This is a genomic window from Pseudomonas sp. LBUM1674, from assembly GCF_059695635.1.
Genome location: NZ_CP166779.1, coordinates 4,428,027 through 4,451,180, shown reverse-complemented (window position 1 = coordinate 4,451,180; position 23,154 = coordinate 4,428,027). Strand labels below are relative to the sequence as shown.

The following is a 23,154-nucleotide window of genomic DNA, read 5'->3' as shown; positions in this document are numbered from 1 at the left end:
CTTGATGAACCGAACCTTTTATTTTCAGGATGAGACCGATGCGCCCTTTATTTGTGCCCGCCATGGCGTTTGTCTTGGTGATCGCCGGTTGTGCCTCCGCGCCGAATGATCCGACCTTGACCTTGCAGACCAGCAAGACCCCAGCCCAATACGCCGACTGCGTCGTGCCGAAACTGCAGGGCAGTGCGTTGAACCCAACGGTCTTGCAGACACAGCGCAGCTACCGGATCGTGGTGCCGAGCAAAGTCTCGGCGGACAACGTGCTGGAAGCCTACAAGGCCGGAAACGGCGGCAAGGTGTTCATCTACGAGCGGCATTTTCTGTCCGCGAACTTCCTGCCTTCGAGTTTTCAACGCGCCGCAGAGGAATGCATCTGACCCCGGCCCGTAAACGCTTTTCCATGCGATGACCGATTCACCAATGCCCGCGATTGGATGAGTCGCTTACAGGCAACTCTTCAAGGATCTCGAGAAAAAGCTCTGCGCTTCGTGACAGGAGCCCACCTTATTCGATTCGCGGATGCTGCTGCACGAGATGCTCGCGTTTAGCTTCCAGCTCGGCGATTTGTGCGTCGATGTCCTCGATCTTCTGCTCGATGTTGTCGTGATGTTCCTGCAGCAGTTCGTGCGCTTCCTCGAGGTCGGAAGCCGCCGGAGTTGCACCACGCAAGGGTTTGTTCGCCGTTTCTTTCATCGTCACGCCGGTCATCAGCCCGACCACGGCAATCACCATCAGGTAGTAGGCCGGCATGTACAGGTTGTGGGTGCTTTCCACCAGCCAGGCCACGATGGTAGGGGTCAGGCCCGCGATCAATACCGAGATGTTGAAGGCGCTGGCCAGTGCGCTGTAACGGATGTGGGTGGGAAACATCGCCGGCAGGGTGGACGCCATCACTCCGATGAAAAAGTTGAGCAGCACGGCCAGCATCAGCAACCCGGAGAAGATCAGGCCGAGCTTGCCGCTGTTGATCAGCATGAAGGCCGGGATGGCCAGGAAGAACAGGCCGACGCTACCGCAAATGATGAAGGGACGGCGGCCAATCCTGTCACTGATCAAACCGATCATCGGCTGGACGAATAACATGCCGACCATGATCGCGATGATGATCAGCACGCCGTGACTTTCGCTGTAATGCAAGTTGTGAACCAGGTAGCTCGGCATATAGGTGAGCAGCATGTAGTAGGTGACGTTGGTGGCCACCACTACGCCAACGCAGGTCATCAGGCTGCGCCAGTGCTGGGTGGCCACTTCCTTGAAAGATACTTTCGGGCCCCTGGCCAGGCCTTCACGATCACCCTGTTCCAGTTTTTCGACATGTTGCTGGAATGCCGGCGTCTCCTCGAGGGCGTGACGCAGGTAGAGCCCGATCATGCCCAAGGGCAGGGCGAGGAAGAACGGCAGTCGCCAGCCCCATTCCTGAAACTGCTCTTCGCCCAGAATGGTGGAAATCAGCACCACCACGCCTGCGCCGAAGACGAAGCCGGCGATCGAGCCGAAGTCCAGCCAGCTGCCGAGGAAACCGCGCTTGCGATCCGGCGCGTATTCGGCGACGAAGATCGAGGCACCGGTGTATTCACCGCCCACCGAAAAACCTTGGGCCATCTTGGCCAGCAGCAGGAGGATAGGCGCCCAGATGCCGATCGAGGCATAAGACGGTATGAGCCCGATAGCGAAGGTGCTGAGCGACATGATCACGATGGTGGCCGCCAGGACTTTCTGTCGACCGTACTTGTCCCCCAGCGTACCGAAGAACAAACCGCCCAGGGGGCGGATCAGGAAGGGGACCGAGAAGGTCGCCAACGCGGCGATCATCTGCACGTCGGGATCAGCGCCGGGAAAAAATACTTTGCCGAGAACATAGGCGACAAAACCATAGACGCCGAAGTCGAACCATTCCATTGCGTTGCCGAGTGCAGCGGCAGTGATCGCCTTGCGCATCTTGACGTCGTCGACAATGGTGATGTCTTTCAATCGAATCGGTTTGACGTTCTTCTCACGTGATCTCATGCGAGCCACTCTGTCACTGTCTTGCCGCAAACCGCTGAGCCCTGTGTGGCGCAGGCCAGGCGGATCTGCCTTTGCCGATTCCATCTGTTTAATGGCATGGCTTGTTTAAGTTCAGATACAAGAGGACACGAAAAAATTCACATCTCGCCGGTATTTTTTGCTGGCAGCAACAGTTGAACCGAAAACCAACTCAAGCTGCTCGCTCCAGTGCATCCAGCAAAGCTACAAATTCCCTCGAGAGCTTATGACGCGGTGCCAGATGAATAAGGGGTACAGAGGCTTTGTGGGACTCGCGCATTTTAACTGAGCTACTCAAATAAACCGGTAGCACAGGAAGACCCTTTGCGAGCATTTCGTCGATGAGCGTCTGGTGTAACCCGGTGCGGGCGACAAATTGATTGACCACCACCCCCTCTATCTGCAGCGATTCATTGTGATCCATGCGCAGATCTTCTACTTGAGCGATGACGTTATTCAAGGCCTGCCGGGAAAAGCTGTCGCAATCATAGGGAATCAACAATCGATCGGCGGCGACCAAAGCGCTGAATGTAAAAAAATTCAGCGAGGGAGGGGTGTCGATATAGATACGCTCGTAGTCCTCGGAAAGCTCTACCAGCAATTTACGCAGCTTGTTGATCTTGAACTTGCGCTCAAGCTTTGACTGGAGATCTGAAAGATCCGGACTGGCGGTCACGAGATGGAGGTTCTCGTAGGAAGTCTCGGTTATGGCTACTCGACATTTTTTGCTGGCAAAGCCTCCAGACAGTGTCTGTCTGAAGAAATCGGCAATACCCGCGGGAATGTCATCGTTGAGCAGGCCTGTGAGGTAGTGAGTCGAATTCGCCTGGGGATCGAGATCAACCAGCAGTGTCCGGTAGCCTTGCGCTGCACTCACAGCGGCAAGATTGCAGGCGATGCTGGATTTTCCAACACCACCTTTTTGATTGAAGACAACACGACGCATGAGGGCAATTCATCCATGAAGGGGCCTGAAGCCAGGATTATGTAAGCGGATGAGTGCAATATATGACCATTAGGTTTCAGTTTTAAGACAAGTTCTTGAATCAGCGTGGAAAATGGCTGGCGCAGGCGTCCTCGCTCCCCAGGCGCTACCCCGCTACAGCCACCGGAAAAGGGTCTAAACTGGCAGGCTATACAAGACCGACAAACGACAGAATAACCAGGACGATCACAACGGCCCCAACGATGTAGATGATGTTGTTCATGACGACCTCTCTATTTCGACTGGATGTACGACACCAGGGGTGTCTAATACAAATGACACCTTGCCAGCCCGTTCCGTTCCGCATACCGATTTTAGAGGCGGCGCCATCAAACCCATGTTCCGTTTGCGATTTTACGAACCTTCTCTCATCGCCAACTGTCGATAGAGGGCGTTTGCTCAAGTGCGAATCTGGCAATGGATGCGACTTGTTGAGCAAGTAAACACGCTAACTTCATGCAAATCGGTGTTTTTAGTGTAACGTTAGGATAACAGTCACGGAGAGATTCCCATGTCCAAACTCGCAGAATTCCGCCAGCTTGAAAAACACTTGGCCGAGCAGCTCCAAGCGCTTGAAGCCTTGAAAGGTGACGCTGGCCTGAAGCAGGAAATTGAATTCGAAACGAAGCTGCGTGCACTGCTCGCCAAGTATGGCTACAGCTTGAAAGACATCGTCAATCTGCTTGACCCACAAGCCGGTCGCCGTGCTCCCGCTGCCCAGTCTAAAACGGGCAATCGCAAGCCTCGCCAAGTGAAAATCTATAAAAACCCGGAGTCTGGCGAAGTCGTGGAAACCAAGGGTGGCAACCACAAGATATTGAAAGAGTGGAAAGCGAAATACGGTTCCGACACGGTTGAGTCCTGGTTGGCGTAGGAGCAAGCTTGCTCCGGGCGGCGTTCCGACGATGGACGTTAACGATCACGCGTTTTTTCTGAATAAACGCGTTATCGTTAACGGTCCATCGCGAGCGAGCTCGCTCCTACACGGAAAAAGACCTTAACGCCCGCTGGGCAGGGGCGCTCGGGTCTCCACCTGTTCAAGGCTTACACGAAACGTCGTGTAAGTATCTCCGTCGGCCAGATAGAGGTCGCTGCGGTAGGCCTCGACCGCACCTTTGATCTGCACTTTCAAGCCGTTGGCAACACGCCGTATGACAACATCGTTCAGGTCGGTGTCCGAAATCAGAAACGGACGCTTCTTGCCCAGGCGTACTTTCATCACCTCGTTACTTGAATCGTAATCATCGACATAAAAGCTCAGCGTCTTGGGTTCTGACGTGTTTCTGGGATTCTGAACGATGTAAATCCATTGCCCCGGTACGAAGTTCTGCTTCATGACTATTTCCTTCGGGTGCTCCGGGACATTCAGGTAGGCGTAGAACACCACCGCTACAAAGCCGAGTAGTAACGCCCAGGCAAGGTACTTTTTCCTTCTGGTCTGAGATAGTTTCGGTTCAGTCATGTACCACTCTTTCGATCATTATGGCTTGTACCTGGCCAGTGATGTTCAACACTCTATTTTGACATTAATACCCTTGGCTCACGCTGGTGATGGTTCCACCGATCCATTACGGACATCGCAGCATCGATTTTTTGATCGCTTTTGCTCCAGCCATCGATTGCACTCACCCCCGTGGCTCGGCCACCAACAGCAATGACTGCGGCACCGGACTTTGCGGGTGCTGCGGTTCCTGCAGGCCGACCAGGCGAAAACCGGCCATGTCCAGCGCATTGAACCAACTGGACAAGGTGCGCAGGTACCACGGCATGGGTTGCCACTGCCCCTTGAATCCGGCGAAGGTTTCTTCCCGCCAACCGTCCTGATAGTCGCCCGCCGCCGCAGTCCATGGATGCAACGTCTGGATCACCAGCGCGCCGCCAGGGGCGAGCAGGGCGTTCATGGCGGCAAGCAGAGGGATGATGTCCTGGTGCAGCAGGGCGAAGTTGGCGCAGATCAGGTCGTAGTCGCTGCCGATGTCCACCGTCGCCTCCGCCAACGCTTCATAGCTCGCGCAATGCACCGGCGAAGAGCCCGCCGCCCGCGCCGCCTCCACCAGCGTCGCATCGCCATCGACACCGACTGCCGTGATGCCCCGTTCAGCCAGCGTCCGCAGCAGCCAGCCCTCGCCGCAGCCCAGGTCGAGCACGCGCTCCGGCTGGCGGCCCAGCACCGCCAACAGGATAGCCTGGTCGGTGACCTGGAGGCGGCTTGCGATGGTGCCGGTGCGGACGGCTTCGATCCAGAGCCGGGCGTTGTGGTGCCAGCTTTGGAGGAGGGTGGATTCGGGGGCGGGCATTGTGCTGTCCGGCATTGTTGGGTGCTTGGATGGAAGGATAGGACAAGTGCTGCCGTGGCGAAGCCATTTGAGGAATGAAATGGCTTCTCGGCACGGTATGGCGGGTGACACTCACCATAGCTTCCATGTGTAATCGACATTCACCCGTAGCTCATTGTCGTCCCTATGGCTGGCCTGGGCGCTGAAGTCGTTGCGGTACCAGGCGTTGCGCACACGCAAGGCCAGGCCTTTGAGCGCAGTGCCCTGCAGCACGTAGGACAGTTCGATGTCCTTTTCGCTCTCTGTCAGGTTGGAGCCCCCCAGTTTGGCCAGCTCGATATTGTCGCCCCTCACGTAGCGCAACATGCCATTGAGTCCTGGCACGCCAAGGCCGGCAAAATTGTAGTCATACCGTACCTGCCAGCTGCGCTCCCTGGGGTTGAGAAACTCGGAGCTCAGGGTGCCTTCGGTGATCACCAAAGGCTCGGTGCCGAAGAGGTAGGGCATGGCCGTCTTGCCAGTCAGTTGCATGTAGCCAGCGCCGAATTTATGGGCGCCCCAGGCATAGGTCAGCATCAGTGCCGCGTTACGGTTATCCACCGGGCCGGCTTTGGCCGCGCCATCCTCGCTGGAGATGAACAGGCGGAAATCGCTTTTCAGGCTGCCGGGGCCAAGCGGGCGATTGTCGACAAAGCCGTAGAAATCCTTGCGGTACAGGTCAGCGAGTTCTGCGTGGTAGTACTTCAGCGTCAGGTGCGGCGACCAGGCATAGTCGCCGCCGAGGAAAGAAAAACGGTCCGACTCGGCGGCGCCATTGAAGCGTCCATTGGGGGAACCCACTGTCATTTTCTGGTAGTCGGTGGAGTCGCGCAGGTTGATGCGATCCAGCCAGCCGAGGTGCAGGGTCAGCTTGTCGATTTCCCGGGACTTGAGGTACGCGCCGCGAAACGTCTGTGGCAGCAGGCGGGTAGGGCTGGCGAAAGCGATCGGCAGGAACGTGCTGATGGTGCCCAATTGCAGCTCGCTTTTCGAGGCCCTGGCTTTGGCCGTCAGACCCAGCTCCGAATAGTCATCGGCTGGCTCACGGGTGCTGGCGCTATACGGTAGCAGGCCGGTACCGGTGCGAGCGCGTGAGGAATCCAGGCGCACTCCCAGCAAACCTTGAGCATCAAGGCCGAACCCCACCGGGCCTTGCGTAAAACCGGAACGCACATTGAGAATGAACCCCTGGGCCCACTCGCGGGCGGCGGCCTGGGGCGTTGCGTTCACGTAGTTACGGTCGAAGTAAAAGTTGCGCAGCGTCAGATCGGCGTGGCTGTCATCGACAAAACCGCTGGCGCATGCCTGGCCAAGGGATAAAACGCAGGTGCAGGCGCTGAGCGCCCGAAGAGAAGTCTTGAGCATGCCAGTGTTCACTTTTATTGTTGTTGGAGTGAAACCCGCATCGTTTCGACGCGGGGTATTTCGAGTGGGCTGTCAGTCGGACCGAGAGCCGTTGCGCCGAACCGTCAGGTAAAACATGGCCACCGCAGCGATGACGATCCCCGGTGCCGAAGCCAGCATCACCCCGGCTGTGCCGGTGCCCAGGGCGAGCATCTTGCCGGCCACCAGCGGACCGCTCATTGCACCAAGCCTGCCGATGGCCACTGCACTGCCCACGCCGGTGGCGCGTATCGACGGACGATAAAAATGCGGTGCCAGGGCATACAGCACACACTGCCCACCAGTGGCGAAAAAGCCGGCGACGAAGCCTGCTACCAGCATGCTCTCCAGACGGCTGGCCAGCCCCAAGGCAGTCAACGAGGCCAGGATGCCCAGATAGATCAGTGCGGACAGTGCCCAAGCGGGCAGGCGGTCCATCACCCAGCCCAACATCAACGTACCGACCGCTGCGCCAATCTGCAGGGCAAGCATGACCCAGCTGGCCTGGCGGCCACTGAAGCCCTGGCCGATCAGTAAGCTGGGCAGCCAGTTGATCAGGATGTAGACCACCATGAGGGTAAAGAAATAGCTGACCCAGATCAGGCCGGTCGGCAGGGCCGCTCCCTCGCGGAACAGACCCTGGACCACGCCCACCGGTGCCGCGTCCGCGCCTGTGCGAAGCTGCAGCGACTCCGGCAGGTAACGCCCCAGCAGCGGCACGATCAACAGGGGGACCAGGCCGCCGATGTAGAACACTGTCTGCCAATCGCCGGCAGACCCGTTAATACCAATAATCGCCGCCAGCGCAGCGCCCAACGGCACACCGCAGTACATCAGGCTCACCGCGCTGCCACGCAAGCGCGGGCCGGCCACTTCACTGGTCAAGGCAATCAGGTTGGGCAGGGCGGCGCCCAGCCCTACGCCGGTGAGGCAACGGGCAGCGAGCAGGCTGTTGAAATCCCAGGCCAGGGCGGTGACGAGGGAAAACAGTCCGAACAGCGTCACCGACGCCATCAGCACGCGCTTGCGACCTATTCGGTCGGCCAGCCAGCCGCCTGCGAACGCACCGGGCAGCAGACCGAAAATCCCGGCACTGAAGACCCAGCTCATGTGCAATTTATCCAGTTCGAACGCGGCCGCCATGCCTTGGGCAGCGATCCCCGAGGCCTGCAGGTCCAGGCCCTCCATTAGCGCGACGAGAAAGCACAGACCGATGGTCCGCGTCAGGTGCAGCGGTGTTGTCAGGTTTAGCGAAGTCATGGGCAGTACCCGTTTTATTGTTGTGATGTCGGTCAGGGACGAACCCGTGTAGGAGCCGGCTTGCCGGCGAAGACGGTGGCACATTCAGTAGATGTGTCGACTGACAGACCTCTTTCGCTGCGGTGCGGCGATCCGACAAGCCAGCTCCTACAGGGGGTGCGGTGTTATCGATTTTTGAGCAGGTCCAGCGCGACGTCGACGATCATGTCTTCCTGGCCGCCCACCATCCGCCGCTTGCCCAGTTCGACGAGGATGTCGAGGGTCTTCAGGCCGTACTTGGCCGCGGCGATTTCAGCGTGCCGCAGGAAGCTGGAGTAGACGCCGGCGTAACCCAGGGCCAGGGTCTCGCGATCAACCCGCACCGGTCGGTCCTGCAACGGACGCACGATGTCATCGGCGGCATCCATCAGCGTGTAAAGGTCGGTACCATGGTTCCAGCCCAGGCGTTCGGCGGCGGCGATGAACACTTCCAGCGGCGCGTTACCGGCCCCCGCGCCCATGCCGGCGAGGCTGGCGTCGATGCGGTCGCAGCCTTCCTCGACCGCGACGATGGAGTTGGCCACCCCCAGGCTCAGGTTGTGGTGCGCGTGCATGCCGGTTTCGGTCTCCGGCTTGAGCACGGCCTTGAATGCGCGGAAACGATCACGAATGTCCTGCATGTTCATCGCCCCACCGGAGTCGGCCATGTACACGCAGGTCGCGCCGTAGCTCTCCATCAACTTGGCCTGCGCGGCCAACTGCTCGGCCGGGATCATGTGGCTCATCATCAGGAAACCGACGGTGTCCATGCCCAGCTCGCGGGCGTACTCGATGTGCTGTTTCGACACGTCCGCTTCGGTGCAATGGGTGGCGATGCGCACCACCCGGGCTCCGGCGTTGTAGGCCGCTTTCAGGTCATGCACCGTGCCGATGCCGGGCAACAGCAACGTGGTGATCTTGGCGTGACTGATCACGTCAGCGGCGGCTTCGATCCACTCCAGATCAGTGTGCGCCGCGAAGCCATAGTTGAAGCTCGACCCTTGCAGGCCGTCGCCGTGGGCGACTTCGATCGAGTCGACCTTGGCCTGGTCCAGGGCGCGGGCAATGTTCTGCACGTTTTGCAGCGAATACTGATGACGCACCGCGTGGCTGCCGTCTCGCAGGGTCACGTCGGAGATGTAGAGTTTCTTGTCGGGATTGAAAGTCATGTCGAATTCCTCAGGCGTTCAGCATCGACTGCGCCATGCGCTCGGCGGTGGCCAAGGCAGCGGAGGTCATGATGTCGAGGTTGCCGGCGTAGGCTGGCAAGTAATGGGCGGCGCCTTCGACTTCGAGGAACACCGAGGTCTTGAGCCCGGAGAATGTGCCGAGGCCGGGGATGTGCAGCGGCGCGTCTTCCGGGATCACGTCGAACTGCACTTTCTGCTTCAGGCGATAGCCCGGCACATAGGCCTGCACGGCGGCCGCCATCTCCACGATGGACGCTTCGACCAGCGCCTGATCAGCAGCCTCGGACAACACAAACACCGTGTCGCGCATCATCAACGGCGGTTCGGCCGGGTTCATCACGATGATCGCCTTGCCCTTGGCGGCGCCGCCAATCACTTCGATGGCCTTGGCGGTGGTTTCGGTGAATTCGTCGATGTTGGCGCGGGTACCGGGACCGGCGGATTTGCTGGCGATCGAGGCGACGATTTCCGCGTAATGCACCTTGGCCACGCGCGACACGGCCGCGACCATCGGGATGGTCGCCTGGCCACCGCAGGTCACCATGTTGACGTTGAGTTGGCCGAGATTCTGCTCCAGATTGACCACCGGCACGCAGTACGGGCCGATGGCCGCGGGCGTCAGGTCGATCAGGCGGATGCCGGGTTTGATCGAGCGCAGGAAGGCGTCGTTCTTCACATGGGCGCCGGCCGAGGTGGCATCGAAGACGAAGTCGATGTCCTTGAATACGTCCATGCGGGTCAGGCCTTCAACGCCTTCATGGGTCACGGCTACCCCCATGCGTTCGGCGCGGGCCAAGCCGTCGGAGGCCGGGTCGATGCCGACCATGACCGCCATTTCCAGGTGCCTGGCGTTACGCAGGATCTTGATCATCAGGTCGGTGCCGATGTTGCCGGAACCGACGATGGCGACTTTGAGTTTGTTCATTGTTGTTGCCTCATTTTGCACGCAAGTCACCGATCACTCGGCGCTGAACTGAACACCGACACGACCGATGCCTTCGATCTCGGCCTCGAATCGATCACCCGCCGCCACCGCCACCATCGGCCCCAGCGCACCGGTCAGAATGATGTCGCCGGCCCGCAGCGGATCGCCCAGGTGCGCCATGGTTTGCGCCAGCCACACGGCGGCATTGAGTGGATGGCCGAGGCATTCGGCGCCGCTGCCGCTGGACACTTCTTCGCCATTGCGGGTCATGCGCATGCAGGCCTGGCGCAGGTCCAGGCCATCGAGACGGCGAGCCGGGCCACCGAGTACGAAGCAACCGCTGGAGGCGTTGTCGGCCACGGTATCGACGAAGCGGATGTTCCAGCCCTGGACCCGGCTGCCGACGATTTCCAGTGCCGGGACCACCCAGCCGGTAGCCGCCATCACGTCGGCAAATGTGGAGTCGGCATGAGGCAGATCCCGCTCCAGAATCAGCGCAATTTCCGCTTCGATCTTCGGTTGCAAAACACTGCCCACCGGCACGCTCTGGTTATCGCCGTAGCACATGTCGGCGAACAGCGTGCCGAAGTCCGGCTGGTCGACGCCCAGCTGCGCCTGCACCTTCGGGTTGGTCAAACCGATCTTGCGGCCGACCACGCGACGGCCGTTGGCCACGCCATGGGCGACGTTAATGCGCTGAATGGTGTAAGCGGCTTCGGCATTGCTTTCGCCGATCTGCTCGCGCAGCGGTGCGATGGCCTCACCGTCGGCCTCGGCCTGGCGCAGGTCGGCGGCCAGTTGTTCCAGGGTTTGTTGAGAAAGGGTCATGTCAGCCTCGGTGATCAGTGGGTCAGGAAGTCCAGGACCAGGCGGTTGAACTTCTCGGCGTGTTCCCACTGCGCCCAGTGGCCGCAACGGTTGAACACGTGCAACTGCGCCTTGGGCAGGCCGGCCAGCAGGCGCAGGCCAGTGTCCATGGGCACGAAGCGGTCCTCGCGGCCCCAGACGAGCAAGGTGTCGGCGGTGATTTCGTGCAGGCGGTGGCTGAAATCCGGAAATTGCTTGGGATTGAGCGTGCTGCTCTTGACGAAGTTTTCCAGGTGATCGCGGCGCGCCAGAATGTTGTCCAGGCGGGTCTGGAACAATTCTTCGGTCAGGCCGCTGGCATCGAAAACGAAGACGTTCATCATCTTCTTCAAGTTCTCGATGGTCGGCTCGCGGTACAGCGCGCCGATCAGCTTGATGCCTTCAGTGGGCTGGGGAACAAACGCACTTGGGCCGCCGGTACCGCCACCCATCAGGATCAGTTTGCCGATCCGCCCAGGGTTTTCCAGGGCGAAGGCGACGGTGCTGTGGGCACCCATCGAGTTGCCGATGATGTGTACGCGGTCCAGGTCCAGCACATCGAGCAGGCCCTTGAGCGCTTGTGCGTTGAGGTTCGAGCGCGAGCCTTCGCTGACGATCGTGTCGCTTTTGCTCCAGCCTGGGCAATCCATCAGGATCACGCGGTAGCCGGCATTCAACAGCGGCTCGATATTGCGATGGAAGTTGGCCCAGCCGCTGGCACCGGGGCCGGAGCCGTGCAGCATGACCACGGTTTCTGCACCTTGGCCGACGTCGTTGTAATGCAGTTGCAGGTCCAGGTCGCCTTCCTTGATGCGCGCAAAGCGGCTGGTGGAGGCTTCGGTGAATGCAGTGGCTGTCATGGCAGTATTCCTTGAATTCAATGGTTGTTGTTCAGCGGCCGGGCGCCAAGGGCGCCGAAGCCTGCGATCCATTCGGGAATCGGACGGTAGTAGCGGCCTTCGGTCTGGTACGGGCCGAAGGCCGACAGCGCAGCGAAGGCCGCGACCCAGGTTTTCACTTCGTGGGTCGACTTGCCGGCCAATGCCGACAGCTCGTCATTGCCCAGCGCATCGAGGTCGCTCAGGCGGCCCTGTTCAAGGGTGTCGAGAAACTGCTGGTCCCAAACCGGATTGAGCGGGTGCAGACTGCGTTGGTCTTCAACGAAATCCCGAGCGGCCTGGATGACTCGTTCCTGGCGCGCCTGTCGCTCATTGGCTGGCAATTGACGACCACTGCCCATCAGCCGATCGGCCATGCGCGCATCGACCTTGGCCAGTTCCGGTACGGGTGGCTGATGGGACAGGCCGCCGGAGGCCAGGAACAGCACGCGCTTGTCCAGCGACTGCGCCCATTGGCCAATCGCTTCACCGAGCAGGCGGGCGCGCTTGAAGCCGGGGAGGGGAACGGCCACCGAGTTGATGAACACCGGAATCACCGGGCAACCTTGCAAGCCGCCCAACAGCAGTTCCAGCGGTTGAGCGAAGGCGTGGTCGACCTGCATGCGATAGGACACGGCGGCATCGACTCCGGCATCCAGGACGGCCTGCGCGCAGGCTTCGGCCAGTGCCTTGGGCACGTCCAGCGGACCGGCCGCGGTGTCGAAATCGCCGATGGCCTCGGCCGCCATGCCAATGCAGAAAGCCGGCATCACGTCGTAGAAAAAGCCGTTGTAGTGGTCAGGGCCGAACAGCACGATCAGCTCCGGGTTGAAGCGGGCGATGCGCTCCCGGGCTTCGGCGATCATGCCGTCGACCTCGGCCAGCACGTCGGGCGTGGGGTCGACGTAGCCCACCAAGGGTGTGTGCGACAAGCAGTGCAGATAAGCGCTCATGTCAGGCCACCTTACTGGCAGGTATCGCCACTACTGGTTGCGGCAACGCGTTCAGCGCCTGGGCCAGTTCATCACAGGCCTGGCCGAGGGTTTGTGGGATGGCCAGGCCAGCGAGAAAGCGATCGGGGCGCACCAGCGCAATCGAGGCAGACCCGCGAGCGAACCATTCCTTGAGGCGACCGGTGCTGTCGCCGATGCGGATCACACCCTGGCTGACGTCACTGGCAGCCTTGAGCTGAACGTCCGGTAGCACCTGGATAAAGCGCGTACCGAGGGCCTGCCATTGTTCGATCTGTGCGACGGTCAGGCCCCAGGTCGGGTCGCAGCCCCAGGCGATGATCGCGAAGTGTTCGCCGATCACTTCGTCCAGCAGCAGCGTAGTGCCGGCTTCGGTCAATACCCGTGGCTGGATGAACATCTTGCCCACGGGGGAGTTTTTTTCGTTCGGTACGATCAAGGCGCCCCGGGCATATCGCGGCATGGGCTTGAAGCGCATTTCCACGAAGTAGCGCTTCACCGGTGGCAAGTAGTTGAGCAGCCACGACACGCCATCACGCAGGGTGCCTTGCCAGCGTTTCGGCGGCGCCAGTACGTGGCCGGCCAGCACCGACAGATCGATCATCGCCTTGGCGTGGTCCCGGCGTTCCTGTTCATAGCTGTCGAGCAGACTGTCGGCGGCCAGGCCCTTGACCACCAGCGAGAGTTTCCAGGCCAGGTTGGAGGCATCGCGCATGCCGCTGTTGTAACCCTGGCCCTGCCAGACCGGCATGATGTGCGCGGCATCGCCGGCCAGCAGCACCCGGCCCTCACGGAACTTGCCGGCCAGACGGGCGTTGTGGGTATAGACGCGGCTGCGGATCAGTTCGATGCGATCCGGATTCGGCAGCACCTTGGCCAGCAGCTTGCGCATGTTCTCGGGCTTGCTCAGTTCGGCTTCCGTCTCGCCGGGCATCACCATGAACTCGAAACGACGCACGGCATGGGGCAGGGCGGCGGACACGTACGGGCGCACCGGGTCGCAGCACAGGTACACATGGGGCGTGCTCAGCGGGTCGTTGGCGATGTCGACGACGATCCACTGATTAGGCGCGGTCTTGCCTTCGAAACTGATGTCCAGGCTACGCCGCACCAGGCTGTTGCCACCGTCGCAGCCGATCAGATAACGGGCCTGCAGGCGTTCGCCGCGGCCGTTCTGATCCTTGAGGTTGAGCACCACGGCGCTGTCGCTTTGTTCAAAACTGTCGAGCTCACGGCTGAACAACACCTTGACGTTGGCAAAACGCTGCAAGCCTTCGAACAGGACACGGTCGGCCAACGGCTGGATGAAGGCGTTGCGCCGCGACCAGCCGAACTCATCGGTCTTGGGCTGGATATCGGCAAAGCAGCGACCCTTGGGGGTCAGGAAGCGCATGGCGTGCCAAGGGGTGGTGTGCGGCAGCACGTTGTCGGCCAGACCGACGGCCTGGAAAGTACGCAGGCTTTCGTCGTCCAGTCCGATGGCGCGAGGGTAGTCGATCAGGCTGTCGAGTTTTTCCACCAGGGTGACGTTCACACCGCACTGGCCCAGGTAATTGGCGATCATCAAGCCGACCGGTCCGGCGCCGACGATGGCGACGTCGGTGGTCAGGTCCAATGTGGAAGGAGTGGGAGCAGGACTCATGGGTATCTCCGTACAGCGCTTTTGGATTTCTTGTTGGGCGCAGTATGGAAATCACAGGGCTGGTCGACAACGACAACCCTTGTTAGTGTGCACTGAGTGCACATGATTGATTTACAACAATAAAGGATCGAGCCATGAGCGAGACCGAATACAAAGCCGTGCGTGGCCTGATGCGAGGTCTGGCGCTGATCAATGGCTTGAACCGCTTCGACGGCGGCGCCAGCACCGCGCAACTGGCCGAGCAAAGCGGGCTGCACCGCACCACCGTGCGCAGGCTGCTGGAAACCTTGCAGGCTGAAGGTTATGTACGGCGTAGCGAGTCGGATGACAGCTATCGACTGACGTTGAAAGTTCGCGAACTCAGTGAAGGGTTTCGCGATGAGCAATGGATCTCCTCGATCGCCGCGCCCTTGCTCGGCGAGTTGCTGCAGGAAGTCGTCTGGCCCACCGACCTGTGCACCCTGGATGGCGATGCCATGGTCATTCGCGAGACCACCCATCGGTTCAGTCGCCTGTCGTTCCACCGATCCATGGTTGGCCGCCGCTTACCCTTGCTGATGACTGCGACCGGGCGCGCGTATTTTGCGTACTGCCGACCGGCGGAGCGAGAAGAGTTGATTGAGTTGATGGTCAGTCGCGAAGACGAACAATCGGCATTTGCCGCGGATCGCCGATTTGTCGACCGGCTGGTGGAGCACACGCTCAGCAAGGGTTACGGCGAAAATAATGCGCATTGGGGAGAGGAACGCAAGATCGCCGCCATTGCGATCCCGGTGATGCATGAGGAGCAGGTGATGGGCTGCCTGAATCTGGTCTACATCGCCAAGGCGATGCCCATCGAGGAAGCCGCTCGCCGGTATTTACCGGCGATGCAGGGCGTCGTGCAAAAGATTCAGGCTCAATTGGGGTAGTTGTTGCCAGCCATGCCCTTCACCGCAGCAATCAGGTTCGCAAGCTGCCCGAAGGGGTCCGCGCGACCTGCGCTGCTAGAATGCATACCTCACTCCCGATTCTGGAGAACCAAGATGGTCAGCAAGAATACGATTTGTCTCTGGTACGACGGCACCGCACTGGACGCTGCGACGTTCTACGCCGAGACGTTTCCGGACAGCGCGGTGGGCGCCGTCCATCGCGCCCCCGGCGACTACCCGGCGGGCAAGCAGGGCGATGTGTTGACGGTCGATTTCACGGTGATGGGCATCCCTTGTGTCGGGCTCAACGGCGGCTCGGCGTTCAAGCACAACGAGGCTTTTTCGTTCCAGGTGGCGACCGATGACCAGGCCGAAACGGACCGCTTGTGGAACGCGATTGTCGGCAACGGCGGCCAGGAAAGTGCATGCGGCTGGTGCAAGGACAAGTGGGGACTGTCGTGGCAGATCTCACCACGGGTGCTGACGAGCGCGGTGACCAATCCTGATCAAGCGGTGGCCAAGCGCGCCTTCGACGCCATGATGCAGATGCGCAAGATCGACATCGCTGCGATCGAAGCGGCTCATCCGTTTTCGCCCGCACCGGCGACGAAATCGAAGTGAACCTGGGATCCCTGGATGCCCCTGACCAACTGACGCCGACCTACGAAAGCTGGATCGTGCGTCGCGAGTCCTGGTTGCCGCCGTTTGCGCTCACGAAACACTACGAGCGGGATCGTGACAACGCGGGGCGCTCTGAGGAGTAGGGCGCACGAACGGTGCGAAGGCGCCGTCATCAGTGACCGACAGGTATGCCGTGATCGATATCTTGAAGCGTCTTTGAGCGGCAACTCAAGCCGCTGCCGGTGGTCACATTTGACACCTGGAACTGAAACATTGCCGAAACATGCGGGCCGTATGATTCGCGTCAACTGAAACCAGGGAGGCAACAGATGAATCGGCCATCAAGGAGCATGCGCAAACTGCTCGACTCCGTCGCCAGCAACAATGAAAACGCGGCGCTGGATGTCATGCGCGCAGCTGAGCAACTGAAAGATGAGCTGTTGCGCCAGCGGTTGCTCAACCTGATTCACCAGCTCAATCAGGACGCCTGTGACTTGCGGTCAGCTCGACACGACATCCAGGGCGGCACCATCAAATTCGCGTGATCGGCCGCGGGGATTCAACGATCAGGCATACGCTGGGCAAGTGGGTTCCATGGGGCTTGCGTCAGCAGTGATTGACCGGCAGCAGGTTGCGGACGATGCCGGCAACGTCGTGTGGCGGGCGACGTCCACGTCAAGGACGATTAAACAGCATGGGACGTCGAATCTATGCAAACCCGAGGAAAGACAGGATAACCACGACAATCACAACTAATCCGACGATGTAGATGATGTTGTTCATGAAACCCACCTCTCAACCTGAACAGGATTGTGTACGAGGGTGTTGCAACTACAAGGTACTGCACCTTTGCGCGCAATTCCATTTGGCAATCCGAATAACCCGGTTCTCCCCAGGCGCTGATCCCGTTTTCCCTCGCGCAGTCTTCCCCGAAATGGCCATGCCCGATGACCGCCCGTAACCCTGCACGAGGGTTGGCTCGTGCTTGGCTATTCTTGACGACAGGTACCGCGACGCCGGCGGCATGAGCGCCAGAAGCAGCGATCTGGCGATAGGGTTGCAAGTTGAACAGAGGATCGAATGATGAAGATGTTACTTATGGTCGAGTGCCCTAATGAACCCTTCAACACCCTTGTCAAAGCCGGGGAGGTGGGCAAGGTTATCGAGCGTATTCTGCAAAGCATCAAGCCGGAGGCGGTGTACTTTACCGAGCAGGATGGAATGCGCGGCGGGATCTTTCTGGTCGACGTGCAAGACCCTTCCGACATCCCGGCTTTAGCGGAACCTTTTTTTCTCAACTTCAACGCCAGCTGCAAGTTCCGTATTGTGATGAGTCCGCAGGATTTGCAAAAGGCCGGACTGGAGCGGCTCGGGCAAACGTGGGGGTGAGGCGCTCAAAGCCCCGGCTGCTCATCGACATCGCTCCAACTGCTGTCCGGATCGAAGCGGCGCATGGACGTCGCCAGTTTCGCGCTGTCCGGGCCCTGGTCTTTCTCGAACAGCTCGCCCTCATGGCTGATCATGAAGCTCATCACGCCGCTGTCGCCGTACTTCGCCGGCCAGGCGATCAGGGCGAAGCCGCGGCTCATGTTGTCGCCGAGCTTATAGCTGTAGGCGCCACCTGGCGCTGAGGGTCCCTGCGCGTCGAGGATACGGTACTGATAGCCGTGCCAGTCGCCGCCGGGCTTGGCGTCGCCGAACAACGGGCCGAGCGGACTCTCTTCTCCATCGGGCTCTTCGGCCCAGTACAGACCATCGTGCTTGCCATTGCTGCTGATGAACTTCTGCGCGTACTCCAGCACGCCGTCGCCGTCGCGGTCGGCCGCGGCGTAGTCCATCTGGGCGTCGTAGTAGGCCAACGCCGATTGCACGGTGGCGAGTTCGTTGCGACCGATGCGCCGCTCACGGATCTCCTCGCCGCCGGCCTTGGCGTTGAAGGCCCAACCGTCCTTGCCCTGAATGATCGGCAGCGGCAACGTCCAGGGGTCGGTGCCGACCACCAGGTGCACCTGGCCTTTTCCGTCGGGCTGGGTGCTGTGCTTTTCCCGATAACGGGCGAGGAAGGCATCGACGTCCTCGCGGTCGATGCCCTCGAGCGGTATATAGGAGCGCCAGTCAGCACCGAGCAAGGCCGCGAGGCGCGCGTGATCGGCCTGCCGGGTGCCGAGCGCGGCGACCAGGGCCTCGGCGGCGGCATCCGGACTGGGAAAGGCCTGCTGCGCATGCACGTTCAGGGTAAGAATCGCCAACAGCGTAACCGGGAAAATACGCAATGCAGCCTTCATGGCGAGTCTCCTGTCAGCGTCGATTGCCGCCTCCCCGGGACGGTGCCCGGGACGGGCGTTGTACAGTATGACCGCTGCCGCGCTCCGCGCTCGGCCGACTGGCGGAAACGTGACTGGCCTGGCCGCGGCTGGCTTGCATTCGCGACTGCGAGGGGTTGCTGGCGCCGGCAAAGGCATTGTTGCGCGGCCCCTGTGTGCTGGCCTGCTGCTGACGCGCCTGCTGGCGGACCTTTGGATTGTCTGGTGCACTCTGGCGCTGCTGCGCACCGGCCTGAGTTTTTTGGCGCGACTGTACACTGGCTTGCGCCTGCTCGCGCTTCTGCGCACTGGCCTGCGTAGCCTGGCGCGTCTGCGCACTGGCTTGCGCGCGCTCGCGCACCTGCGGTTGTTTGTCCAGATCGCGGCTCGCGACCTGGGCCCGCTCGCGCGCCTGGCGATTGCTGGCGGCCGGGGGTTCCATGCCGCGTTGCGCCAGCGCCTGGCTGGCGCGCTCGCGCTCAGGGGCCCGCACCGGATCGCGGCCGCGGAAAGCGTCGCGCTGTTCGCTGCCGGCCAAACGCCGGCTATTCTGTTCGCGATTGACGCGATCGCGGTACGGCACGCCGTCGCGGTTGATCGAGTTGTGGCGCCAATTGTTCTGGTTGGCGTTGATCTGGCGGTTGGTATTGATGTTGTTGTAGCGGTTGACGTCGATGTCGATATCGCCGCGGCCCCAGTTGCAGTCGCCCCAGAGCGAATTGACGATGGCCACGCCCGCGCCGAAGGCCAGGCCGGTGGCGAGCGCGGAGCCGATGTAGGAGCCCGGCGGCGGTGGGTAGTACGCCGGCGGGTAGGACGGATAGGCCCAGGTGCCATAGACCACGCTCGGGTTGTAGCTCGGTACGTAGACAGTCTGTGGCTGGGCCGGCTCGATGATGATGGTCTGGGTGGCGGCAGGCTGCTGCACCACCACGGTCGAAGCGGCCGGTGCCGGCGCGGCCGGCTGCACGGTGACGCGCTGTTGTTCGTTGGATTCGAGGTGGCCGGCGGCTTGCGCCTGGCGGCGCAGGCGCTGCACCGAATCCATCACGGCGTTGGGCTGCGCGAGGAAGGCGTCGCCCACGCGCTGCACCCAGGCCGGATCCTGACCCAACATCACCATCACTGTCGGGAAGGCGACCAGCGATTGCACGCTCGGATCCCAGGGTTCATTTGCCACTTGACGCACCGCGGCGTCACCGCTGCTGTCCGGATGCGCCTTGGACCAGGCCACCGCGTCGGCGACATCGCCCGGATAGGTCGCCGCCATCAGGACCTGGGCCAGTAACGAATCCGGATACAAGGCCAGCGGCGCCAGCATCTGGTCGAGTTCCTCCGGCGCAAAGACCGTCTCGGCCGGTGCAGTCGGTTCGGGTGCGGGCGCCGCAACTGCGACACCCGCTTCGGGGGCGGCGGCAAACGCCTTCGTGGTGAAGAACGCGTCCTCGTCCGAACCGCCGGACAAGGACAGCGCGGCGAGCAGGATTGCGCTGAAGCAATGGCAAACACGCATGACGCTTCTCCCGGAGGAAGAAAAAGCGGGACGGGTCGCAGCGACTGCCGTCGCGGGGCTGAATCTTATAAATCATAGCCGGGCGAAGAGGGGACGTAGCGATTTATTCGGCTGGAAGCTGGCCCTGGAAATGCCAGGCAGGCGTCGCCGGACGCCTGCCTGGCCAGCGCTATTCGTCCAGGCTGATGCCCGATCCCCCCAACTCCTTGGGGACATCCTTGAACTTGGGCAATCCATCCTTGATGTGCAGCACGGTCTCCTGATAGTGCACGTGAACGCCTGGCGCATACGCGAGTTCCGGGATGAGTGCGGCATACACATCGATCAGCCCCATCCCCGGGTGTTCGGTGAAGAGGTGCCCGCCGCACGTCTTGCACCACTTGCGGTAACTCTGCGCTGTCTTGTTGTAGGTGCCGATGTTGTCGGCACCTTGAGTCACTTGCAGCGCCTCGGGTTTCCACAGGGTGAACGCATTCACCGGCCCTGCTGACCAGTGCCGACATGATGCGCAATGGCAATAGCCCATCGCGGCCGGCTCGCCGCTGACGGAGAACTCGACTGCGCCGCAAAAACAACTGCCCTTGTAAGACCGTTCATTGTTTATGGCATGACTCCTCGATCAATGGTCAGGCGATACCGCCGCAGATGGCAGGGATCGCCTGAACCTTGCCTGACTTCACTCGTCGACGTAGCGCACCGCTGTCGCCGGCGTGCGCCGCACCTGCAGTTCGAAAATGTCCGGGCGCGCGTAGTGCCCGGTGACGTCGAGCGCCCGTCGCGCGGGTGCCACGAGTGCGACGTCGATGTCCGCATACAGAATGCCTGCCTCGCGGTGTAACGGACCGGCCACGACCCGGCCTTGCGGACTGACCACCACCGAGTCACCGTCGTTGATCCACTCGTCCGGATCGGGAAACAGGTGCGTACGGGCCGGGAAGTCGTTGGGGATGTCGCTGCCCCGCAGCACTGTGCCGCTGCCAAGCACCCAGCAGCGGCCTTCGAGTGCGATGTGACGCATTGTGCTGATCCAGCCGTCGCCCGTGTCGTAGGTGGGGGCGACGTAGATCTCCACCCCTTGGGCATACAGTGAATAGCGTGCCAGCGGCATGTAGTTTTCCCAGCAGATGAGCGTACCCACGCGGCCGACCGGTGTATCGACTGTGCGCAACCCGGTTGCATCGCCGAAGCCATGCACCATGCGTTCGGGATTGGTTGGCATCAGCTTGCGGTGGCGGTTGAGCACTTCGCCGTTGGGGCCGATTACGACTACGCTGTTGTAGAGCGTACCGCCGCCATTGCGCCGGTCGCATTCATTGATGCCGCACACGATCGTCACGGCGTGAACGCTGGCGGCCTCGCACAATGGGCTGAGGTCACCGTTGGCGATATCGACGGCGTTGGCCAGCAGCCTCGTGTGCAACTGGCCCATGACAGCCCCGTCCTTTCCCGCCGCCAGCCGCCAGATCCATGACGGGTAACCTGGAATGAAGGATTCGGGCAAAACGATCAGCGAGGCTCCCGCCGCGGCGGCCTCTGCGACCGATTGCACGGCCCGGGCGATCGTCGCGCTGCGATCGAGCAGCACGGGCGGGCGCTGAATGATGGCTACCTTGGTCATGGCGTTCTCCTTTGGCGATTGGCTTCGAAGGCTTCAGCGTGCGCGTGGGGAAGTCCCGGGGCTAGTTCAGAATCTGAAGCGTTGCAGTTGCGGAGTCCAGGCGATGGAAGAAAGCTACGGTCAGTTCTGCACGGTCGCGCGCGGTGCCGAAGCCCTGTGCGAGCGCTGGACCCCTTTGGTCGTGCGCGAGCTGCTATGCGGCAGCAAGCGCTTCAATGAACTGCACCGCGGCGTACCCCGGATGTCCACCGGCCTGCTGGTACAGCGGCTGCGCCATCTGGAAGAGATCGGTGTCGTGCGTCGCACGGCAGCCGGCAAAGTCTGGGAGTACAGCCTGACCGAGGCGGGCGAGGAATTGCGCCCCATCATCATGGCGCTGGGCCATTGGGGCGCGCGCTGGATCGGCAGTCGCCTTCGCGATGACGAACTCGACGCAGGCCTGCTGATGTGGGACGTGCGCCGGTTCGTGCGCATCGAGACGTTCCCGTCCCGACCGGTGGTGATCCATTTCAGGTTCCGCGACGCCCGGCCCGGCGAGCAAGCGTGGTGGCTCGTGGTCGAAGAGGGTGTGGCAGACCTGTGCCGCGACGACCCCGGCCGCGAGCTGACGCTCGTCGTGGACTCCAGCGTGCGCGCGTTGACCGAGGTGTGGACCGGCGACCGTACACCGCGCGAGGTACTTCAGTCGCGAGAGCTGCGGGTAGACGGCGCAGCGCAGGATGCGCAAAACCTGTGGCGCTGGCTGGGCACGAGCGCGTTCGCCGGTACCCGGAGCGCTGCACGCTAGCCCTGATCTTTTGATCTTGATCTTCTCTAGATCGCTGGGAGGCAAGATCAAAAGATCGCAGTATCGCTTCGCTCGACAGCTCCTACGGGCATCAGGCTCAAGCCCTGGTATTCCAGGCCACCGCGCACAGGGCCAGTCCGGCCACATTAAGGGTGACAGGATTGAACGCATCCCTGAGCATTGACGGGTTGAAGATCGCGACATCCAGCAGCAGGCCGACCAGAGCCGTCGAAGCGACGATAAGCGGCCAGGCACTGCGCGGTGCAAGCAATATCCATAAGGCCAGGACAATTTCCGCGGCGCCGGCCATATAGGCAAACAACTCCACCTGATGGATACCATGCGCCTGGATCATGGTGCGCTCGCCCGGACTCAGCCACAGCAGCTTGGGTACCAGACCATGGTAGCCAAACATGAAAGCCAGGCTCGCTCGGGCGATCCAATGGGTGCGTATCAAGGCGCTCACCCTGGCGCTTTCAAAAATCGCTGCTCATGGTCGGGAGTGGGCAACAGGCACGTGTCGTATTTTCCAAAAAGCCAATATCGATTCAGGGCAATGCGATCGTAGGCCCAATCTCGCAGCCTGCGTGGGCAGCCGCGCAACAGTCCCAGTGGACGCCAACCGCCGGGCAGCTGGGCGATGACTTCGAATACTGCATCCGAACGTACCCAGTAGTGTCGGTCGCGGATCACGGCCATGGTATCGAATTGATGCAAGGGTAAATCCGCCCAAGCCAGCAGCGCCTGCCCCTCGGGTGATTGTACTGACGCCAGCCGGACGCGCCGATGGCGGTCGTGGCGGATCAAGAACCTTGCCCAGCCATTGCATAGCTTGCACACGCCGTCGAACAAGACCACGGTCTCGCCTTGCTTGAGTAATGGCGCGGGGGAGGGCCGCTTTTGCGACGCTGGCATAGACGTGGATCCATCGAAGCCTGGTGATCCCGGATCATACCCGCCTGC

At 61.2% G+C, this 23,154-nt stretch carries 25 protein-coding genes and 1 pseudogene; 8 read left to right on the top strand and 18 right to left on the bottom strand.

What is annotated here, in order from left to right; all coding sequences use genetic code 11:
• The first annotated feature begins 38 nt into the window (after positions 1-38).
• Positions 39-377 (top strand): hypothetical protein, encoded by a 339-nt coding sequence (locus ACA067_RS20505; protein WP_497458234.1) that lies wholly within the window; start codon positions 39-41, stop codon positions 375-377.
• Between the two features lie 127 nt (positions 378-504).
• Here ACA067_RS20505 and proP read toward each other — a convergent pair whose 3' ends face one another.
• Together proP and ACA067_RS20495 are read right to left on the bottom strand one after the other, a co-directional pair.
• Positions 505-2,007, bottom strand: a complete 1,503-nt coding sequence (gene proP / locus ACA067_RS20500) for a glycine betaine/L-proline transporter ProP (RefSeq protein WP_497458233.1) — start codon at positions 2,005-2,007, stop codon at positions 505-507.
• Positions 2,008-2,197: 190 nt separating this feature from the next.
• The gene (locus ACA067_RS20495) at positions 2,198-2,971 is read right to left on the bottom strand and encodes a ParA family protein (protein WP_497458232.1); all 774 of its coding nucleotides are present in this window, start codon (positions 2,969-2,971) and stop codon (positions 2,198-2,200) included.
• A gap of 550 nt (positions 2,972-3,521) precedes the next feature.
• Between ACA067_RS20495 and ACA067_RS20490 the strand changes: the two genes are divergently transcribed.
• Entirely contained in the window at positions 3,522-3,884 is a 363-nt protein-coding gene (locus tag ACA067_RS20490; RefSeq protein ID WP_497458231.1) for a histone-like nucleoid-structuring protein, MvaT/MvaU family, read from the top strand.
• Between the two features lie 123 nt (positions 3,885-4,007).
• Here ACA067_RS20490 and ACA067_RS20485 read toward each other — a convergent pair whose 3' ends face one another.
• From ACA067_RS20485 to ACA067_RS20440, 10 genes are all read right to left on the bottom strand, one after another.
• Positions 4,008-4,472 carry a hypothetical protein gene (locus ACA067_RS20485; RefSeq protein ID WP_497458230.1) on the bottom strand — a complete coding sequence of 155 codons (465 nt, stop codon included), beginning with the start codon at positions 4,470-4,472 and terminating at the stop codon, positions 4,008-4,010.
• 163 nt (positions 4,473-4,635) lie between these two features.
• On the bottom strand, positions 4,636-5,307 hold the full coding sequence (locus ACA067_RS20480; RefSeq protein WP_497458229.1) for a class I SAM-dependent methyltransferase: 672 nt from the start codon (positions 5,305-5,307) through the stop codon (positions 4,636-4,638).
• Between the two features lie 111 nt (positions 5,308-5,418).
• Complete coding sequence (locus tag ACA067_RS20475) at positions 5,419-6,690, bottom strand: OprD family porin (RefSeq protein ID WP_497458228.1); 1,272 nt, start codon at positions 6,688-6,690, stop codon at positions 5,419-5,421.
• 72 nt (positions 6,691-6,762) lie between these two features.
• Positions 6,763-7,968: a 3-(3-hydroxy-phenyl)propionate transporter MhpT gene (gene mhpT, locus ACA067_RS20470; protein WP_497458227.1), complete on the bottom strand. Its 1,206-nt coding sequence runs from the start codon at positions 7,966-7,968 to the stop codon at positions 6,763-6,765.
• Between the two features lie 164 nt (positions 7,969-8,132).
• On the bottom strand, positions 8,133-9,155 hold the full coding sequence (gene dmpG, locus ACA067_RS20465) for a 4-hydroxy-2-oxovalerate aldolase (protein WP_497458226.1): 1,023 nt from the start codon (positions 9,153-9,155) through the stop codon (positions 8,133-8,135).
• Positions 9,156-9,165: 10 nt separating this feature from the next.
• On the bottom strand, positions 9,166-10,101 hold the full coding sequence (locus ACA067_RS20460; RefSeq protein WP_497458225.1) for an acetaldehyde dehydrogenase (acetylating): 936 nt from the start codon (positions 10,099-10,101) through the stop codon (positions 9,166-9,168).
• Between the two features lie 33 nt (positions 10,102-10,134).
• The gene (gene mhpD / locus ACA067_RS20455; RefSeq protein WP_497458224.1) at positions 10,135-10,929 is read right to left on the bottom strand and encodes a 2-keto-4-pentenoate hydratase; all 795 of its coding nucleotides are present in this window, start codon (positions 10,927-10,929) and stop codon (positions 10,135-10,137) included.
• Between the two features lie 14 nt (positions 10,930-10,943).
• Positions 10,944-11,807: an alpha/beta fold hydrolase gene (locus tag ACA067_RS20450; protein WP_497458223.1), complete on the bottom strand. Its 864-nt coding sequence runs from the start codon at positions 11,805-11,807 to the stop codon at positions 10,944-10,946.
• 17 nt (positions 11,808-11,824) lie between these two features.
• A complete protein-coding gene (gene mhpB / locus ACA067_RS20445; protein ID WP_497458222.1) occupies positions 11,825-12,778 on the bottom strand; it encodes a 3-carboxyethylcatechol 2,3-dioxygenase in 954 nt (317 codons plus the stop codon).
• 1 nt (position 12,779) lies between these two features.
• Entirely contained in the window at positions 12,780-14,438 is a 1,659-nt protein-coding gene (locus tag ACA067_RS20440; RefSeq protein ID WP_497458221.1) for a bifunctional 3-(3-hydroxy-phenyl)propionate/3-hydroxycinnamic acid hydroxylase, read from the bottom strand.
• A 134-nt stretch (positions 14,439-14,572) separates the two neighbouring features.
• On the opposite strand from ACA067_RS20440, the gene ACA067_RS20435 reads away from it, so the two are divergent.
• From ACA067_RS20435 to ACA067_RS20415, 5 genes and pseudogenes are all read left to right on the top strand, one after another.
• On the top strand, positions 14,573-15,349 hold the full coding sequence (locus ACA067_RS20435; protein ID WP_497458220.1) for a DNA-binding transcriptional regulator: 777 nt from the start codon (positions 14,573-14,575) through the stop codon (positions 15,347-15,349).
• Positions 15,350-15,463: 114 nt separating this feature from the next.
• Positions 15,464-15,970 (top strand): VOC family protein, encoded by a 507-nt coding sequence (locus ACA067_RS20430; protein ID WP_497458219.1) that lies wholly within the window; start codon positions 15,464-15,466, stop codon positions 15,968-15,970.
• Positions 15,913-16,113, top strand: a pseudogene (locus ACA067_RS20425) (GFA family protein); the annotation flags it as partial. The gene ACA067_RS20430 and the pseudogene ACA067_RS20425, both read left to right, overlap by 58 nt.
• Positions 16,114-16,299: 186 nt before the next feature.
• A complete protein-coding gene (locus ACA067_RS20420; RefSeq protein ID WP_497458218.1) occupies positions 16,300-16,515 on the top strand; it encodes a hypothetical protein in 216 nt (71 codons plus the stop codon).
• 538 nt (positions 16,516-17,053) lie between these two features.
• Positions 17,054-17,359 (top strand): panthothenate synthetase, encoded by a 306-nt coding sequence (locus tag ACA067_RS20415; RefSeq protein ID WP_497462817.1) that lies wholly within the window; start codon positions 17,054-17,056, stop codon positions 17,357-17,359.
• 5 nt (positions 17,360-17,364) lie between these two features.
• Here the strand turns inward: ACA067_RS20415 and ACA067_RS20410 are convergent, their stop codons facing one another.
• The 4 genes from ACA067_RS20410 to ACA067_RS20395 form a co-directional block, all read right to left on the bottom strand.
• Positions 17,365-18,255 carry a DUF2950 domain-containing protein gene (locus tag ACA067_RS20410; RefSeq protein ID WP_497458217.1) on the bottom strand — a complete coding sequence of 297 codons (891 nt, stop codon included), beginning with the start codon at positions 18,253-18,255 and terminating at the stop codon, positions 17,365-17,367.
• Positions 18,256-18,268: 13 nt separating this feature from the next.
• A complete protein-coding gene (locus tag ACA067_RS20405) occupies positions 18,269-19,786 on the bottom strand; it encodes a DUF3300 domain-containing protein (RefSeq protein WP_497458216.1) in 1,518 nt (505 codons plus the stop codon).
• Positions 19,787-19,955: 169 nt separating this feature from the next.
• Positions 19,956-20,390, bottom strand: coding sequence for a GFA family protein (locus ACA067_RS20400; protein ID WP_497462816.1), 435 nt, complete (start codon positions 20,388-20,390; stop codon positions 19,956-19,958).
• Positions 20,391-20,462: 72 nt separating this feature from the next.
• Positions 20,463-21,404 (bottom strand): carbon-nitrogen hydrolase family protein, encoded by a 942-nt coding sequence (locus tag ACA067_RS20395; protein WP_497458215.1) that lies wholly within the window; start codon positions 21,402-21,404, stop codon positions 20,463-20,465.
• Between the two features lie 103 nt (positions 21,405-21,507).
• On the opposite strand from ACA067_RS20395, the gene ACA067_RS20390 reads away from it, so the two are divergent.
• Complete coding sequence (locus tag ACA067_RS20390; RefSeq protein ID WP_497458214.1) at positions 21,508-22,191, top strand: winged helix-turn-helix transcriptional regulator; 684 nt, start codon at positions 21,508-21,510, stop codon at positions 22,189-22,191.
• Positions 22,192-22,288: 97 nt separating this feature from the next.
• Here ACA067_RS20390 and ACA067_RS20385 read toward each other — a convergent pair whose 3' ends face one another.
• Both ACA067_RS20385 and ACA067_RS20380 read right to left on the bottom strand, forming a co-directional pair.
• Positions 22,289-22,657: a DoxX-like family protein gene (locus ACA067_RS20385; protein ID WP_497458213.1), complete on the bottom strand. Its 369-nt coding sequence runs from the start codon at positions 22,655-22,657 to the stop codon at positions 22,289-22,291.
• On the bottom strand, positions 22,654-23,106 hold the full coding sequence (locus ACA067_RS20380) for a thiol-disulfide oxidoreductase DCC family protein (RefSeq protein ID WP_497458212.1): 453 nt from the start codon (positions 23,104-23,106) through the stop codon (positions 22,654-22,656). Before ACA067_RS20380 ends, ACA067_RS20385 begins: the two co-directional genes overlap by 4 nt.
• Positions 23,107-23,154 lie beyond the last annotated feature (48 nt).

Coding starts and splice junctions, on each gene's coding strand:
- ACA067_RS20485 (WP_497458230.1), bottom strand. CDS start 4,472: ATGACTGAACCGAAACTATCTCAGACCAGAAGGAAAAAGTACCTTGCC.
- mhpD (WP_497458224.1), bottom strand. CDS start 10,929: ATGACCCTTTCTCAACAAACCCTGGAACAACTGGCCGCCGACCTGCGC.
- ACA067_RS20450 (WP_497458223.1), bottom strand. CDS start 11,807: ATGACAGCCACTGCATTCACCGAAGCCTCCACCAGCCGCTTTGCGCGC.
- ACA067_RS20405 (WP_497458216.1), bottom strand. CDS start 19,786: ATGCGTGTTTGCCATTGCTTCAGCGCAATCCTGCTCGCCGCGCTGTCC.
- ACA067_RS20460 (WP_497458225.1), bottom strand. CDS start 10,101: ATGAACAAACTCAAAGTCGCCATCGTCGGTTCCGGCAACATCGGCACC.
- ACA067_RS20505 (WP_497458234.1), top strand. CDS start 39: ATGCGCCCTTTATTTGTGCCCGCCATGGCGTTTGTCTTGGTGATCGCC.
- ACA067_RS20435 (WP_497458220.1), top strand. CDS start 14,573: ATGAGCGAGACCGAATACAAAGCCGTGCGTGGCCTGATGCGAGGTCTG.
- dmpG (WP_497458226.1), bottom strand. CDS start 9,155: ATGACTTTCAATCCCGACAAGAAACTCTACATCTCCGACGTGACCCTG.
- ACA067_RS20480 (WP_497458229.1), bottom strand. CDS start 5,307: ATGCCCGCCCCCGAATCCACCCTCCTCCAAAGCTGGCACCACAACGCC.
- mhpB (WP_497458222.1), bottom strand. CDS start 12,778: ATGAGCGCTTATCTGCACTGCTTGTCGCACACACCCTTGGTGGGCTAC.
- ACA067_RS20440 (WP_497458221.1), bottom strand. CDS start 14,438: ATGAGTCCTGCTCCCACTCCTTCCACATTGGACCTGACCACCGACGTC.
- ACA067_RS20380 (WP_497458212.1), bottom strand. CDS start 23,106: ATGCCAGCGTCGCAAAAGCGGCCCTCCCCCGCGCCATTACTCAAGCAA.
- ACA067_RS20390 (WP_497458214.1), top strand. CDS start 21,508: ATGGAAGAAAGCTACGGTCAGTTCTGCACGGTCGCGCGCGGTGCCGAA.
- ACA067_RS20420 (WP_497458218.1), top strand. CDS start 16,300: ATGAATCGGCCATCAAGGAGCATGCGCAAACTGCTCGACTCCGTCGCC.
- ACA067_RS20430 (WP_497458219.1), top strand. CDS start 15,464: ATGGTCAGCAAGAATACGATTTGTCTCTGGTACGACGGCACCGCACTG.
- ACA067_RS20495 (WP_497458232.1), bottom strand. CDS start 2,971: ATGCGTCGTGTTGTCTTCAATCAAAAAGGTGGTGTTGGAAAATCCAGC.
- ACA067_RS20490 (WP_497458231.1), top strand. CDS start 3,522: ATGTCCAAACTCGCAGAATTCCGCCAGCTTGAAAAACACTTGGCCGAG.
- ACA067_RS20395 (WP_497458215.1), bottom strand. CDS start 21,404: ATGACCAAGGTAGCCATCATTCAGCGCCCGCCCGTGCTGCTCGATCGC.
- ACA067_RS20415 (WP_497462817.1), top strand. CDS start 17,054: ATGAAGATGTTACTTATGGTCGAGTGCCCTAATGAACCCTTCAACACC.
- ACA067_RS20410 (WP_497458217.1), bottom strand. CDS start 18,255: ATGAAGGCTGCATTGCGTATTTTCCCGGTTACGCTGTTGGCGATTCTT.
- ACA067_RS20475 (WP_497458228.1), bottom strand. CDS start 6,690: ATGCTCAAGACTTCTCTTCGGGCGCTCAGCGCCTGCACCTGCGTTTTA.
- mhpT (WP_497458227.1), bottom strand. CDS start 7,968: ATGACTTCGCTAAACCTGACAACACCGCTGCACCTGACGCGGACCATC.
- proP (WP_497458233.1), bottom strand. CDS start 2,007: ATGAGATCACGTGAGAAGAACGTCAAACCGATTCGATTGAAAGACATC.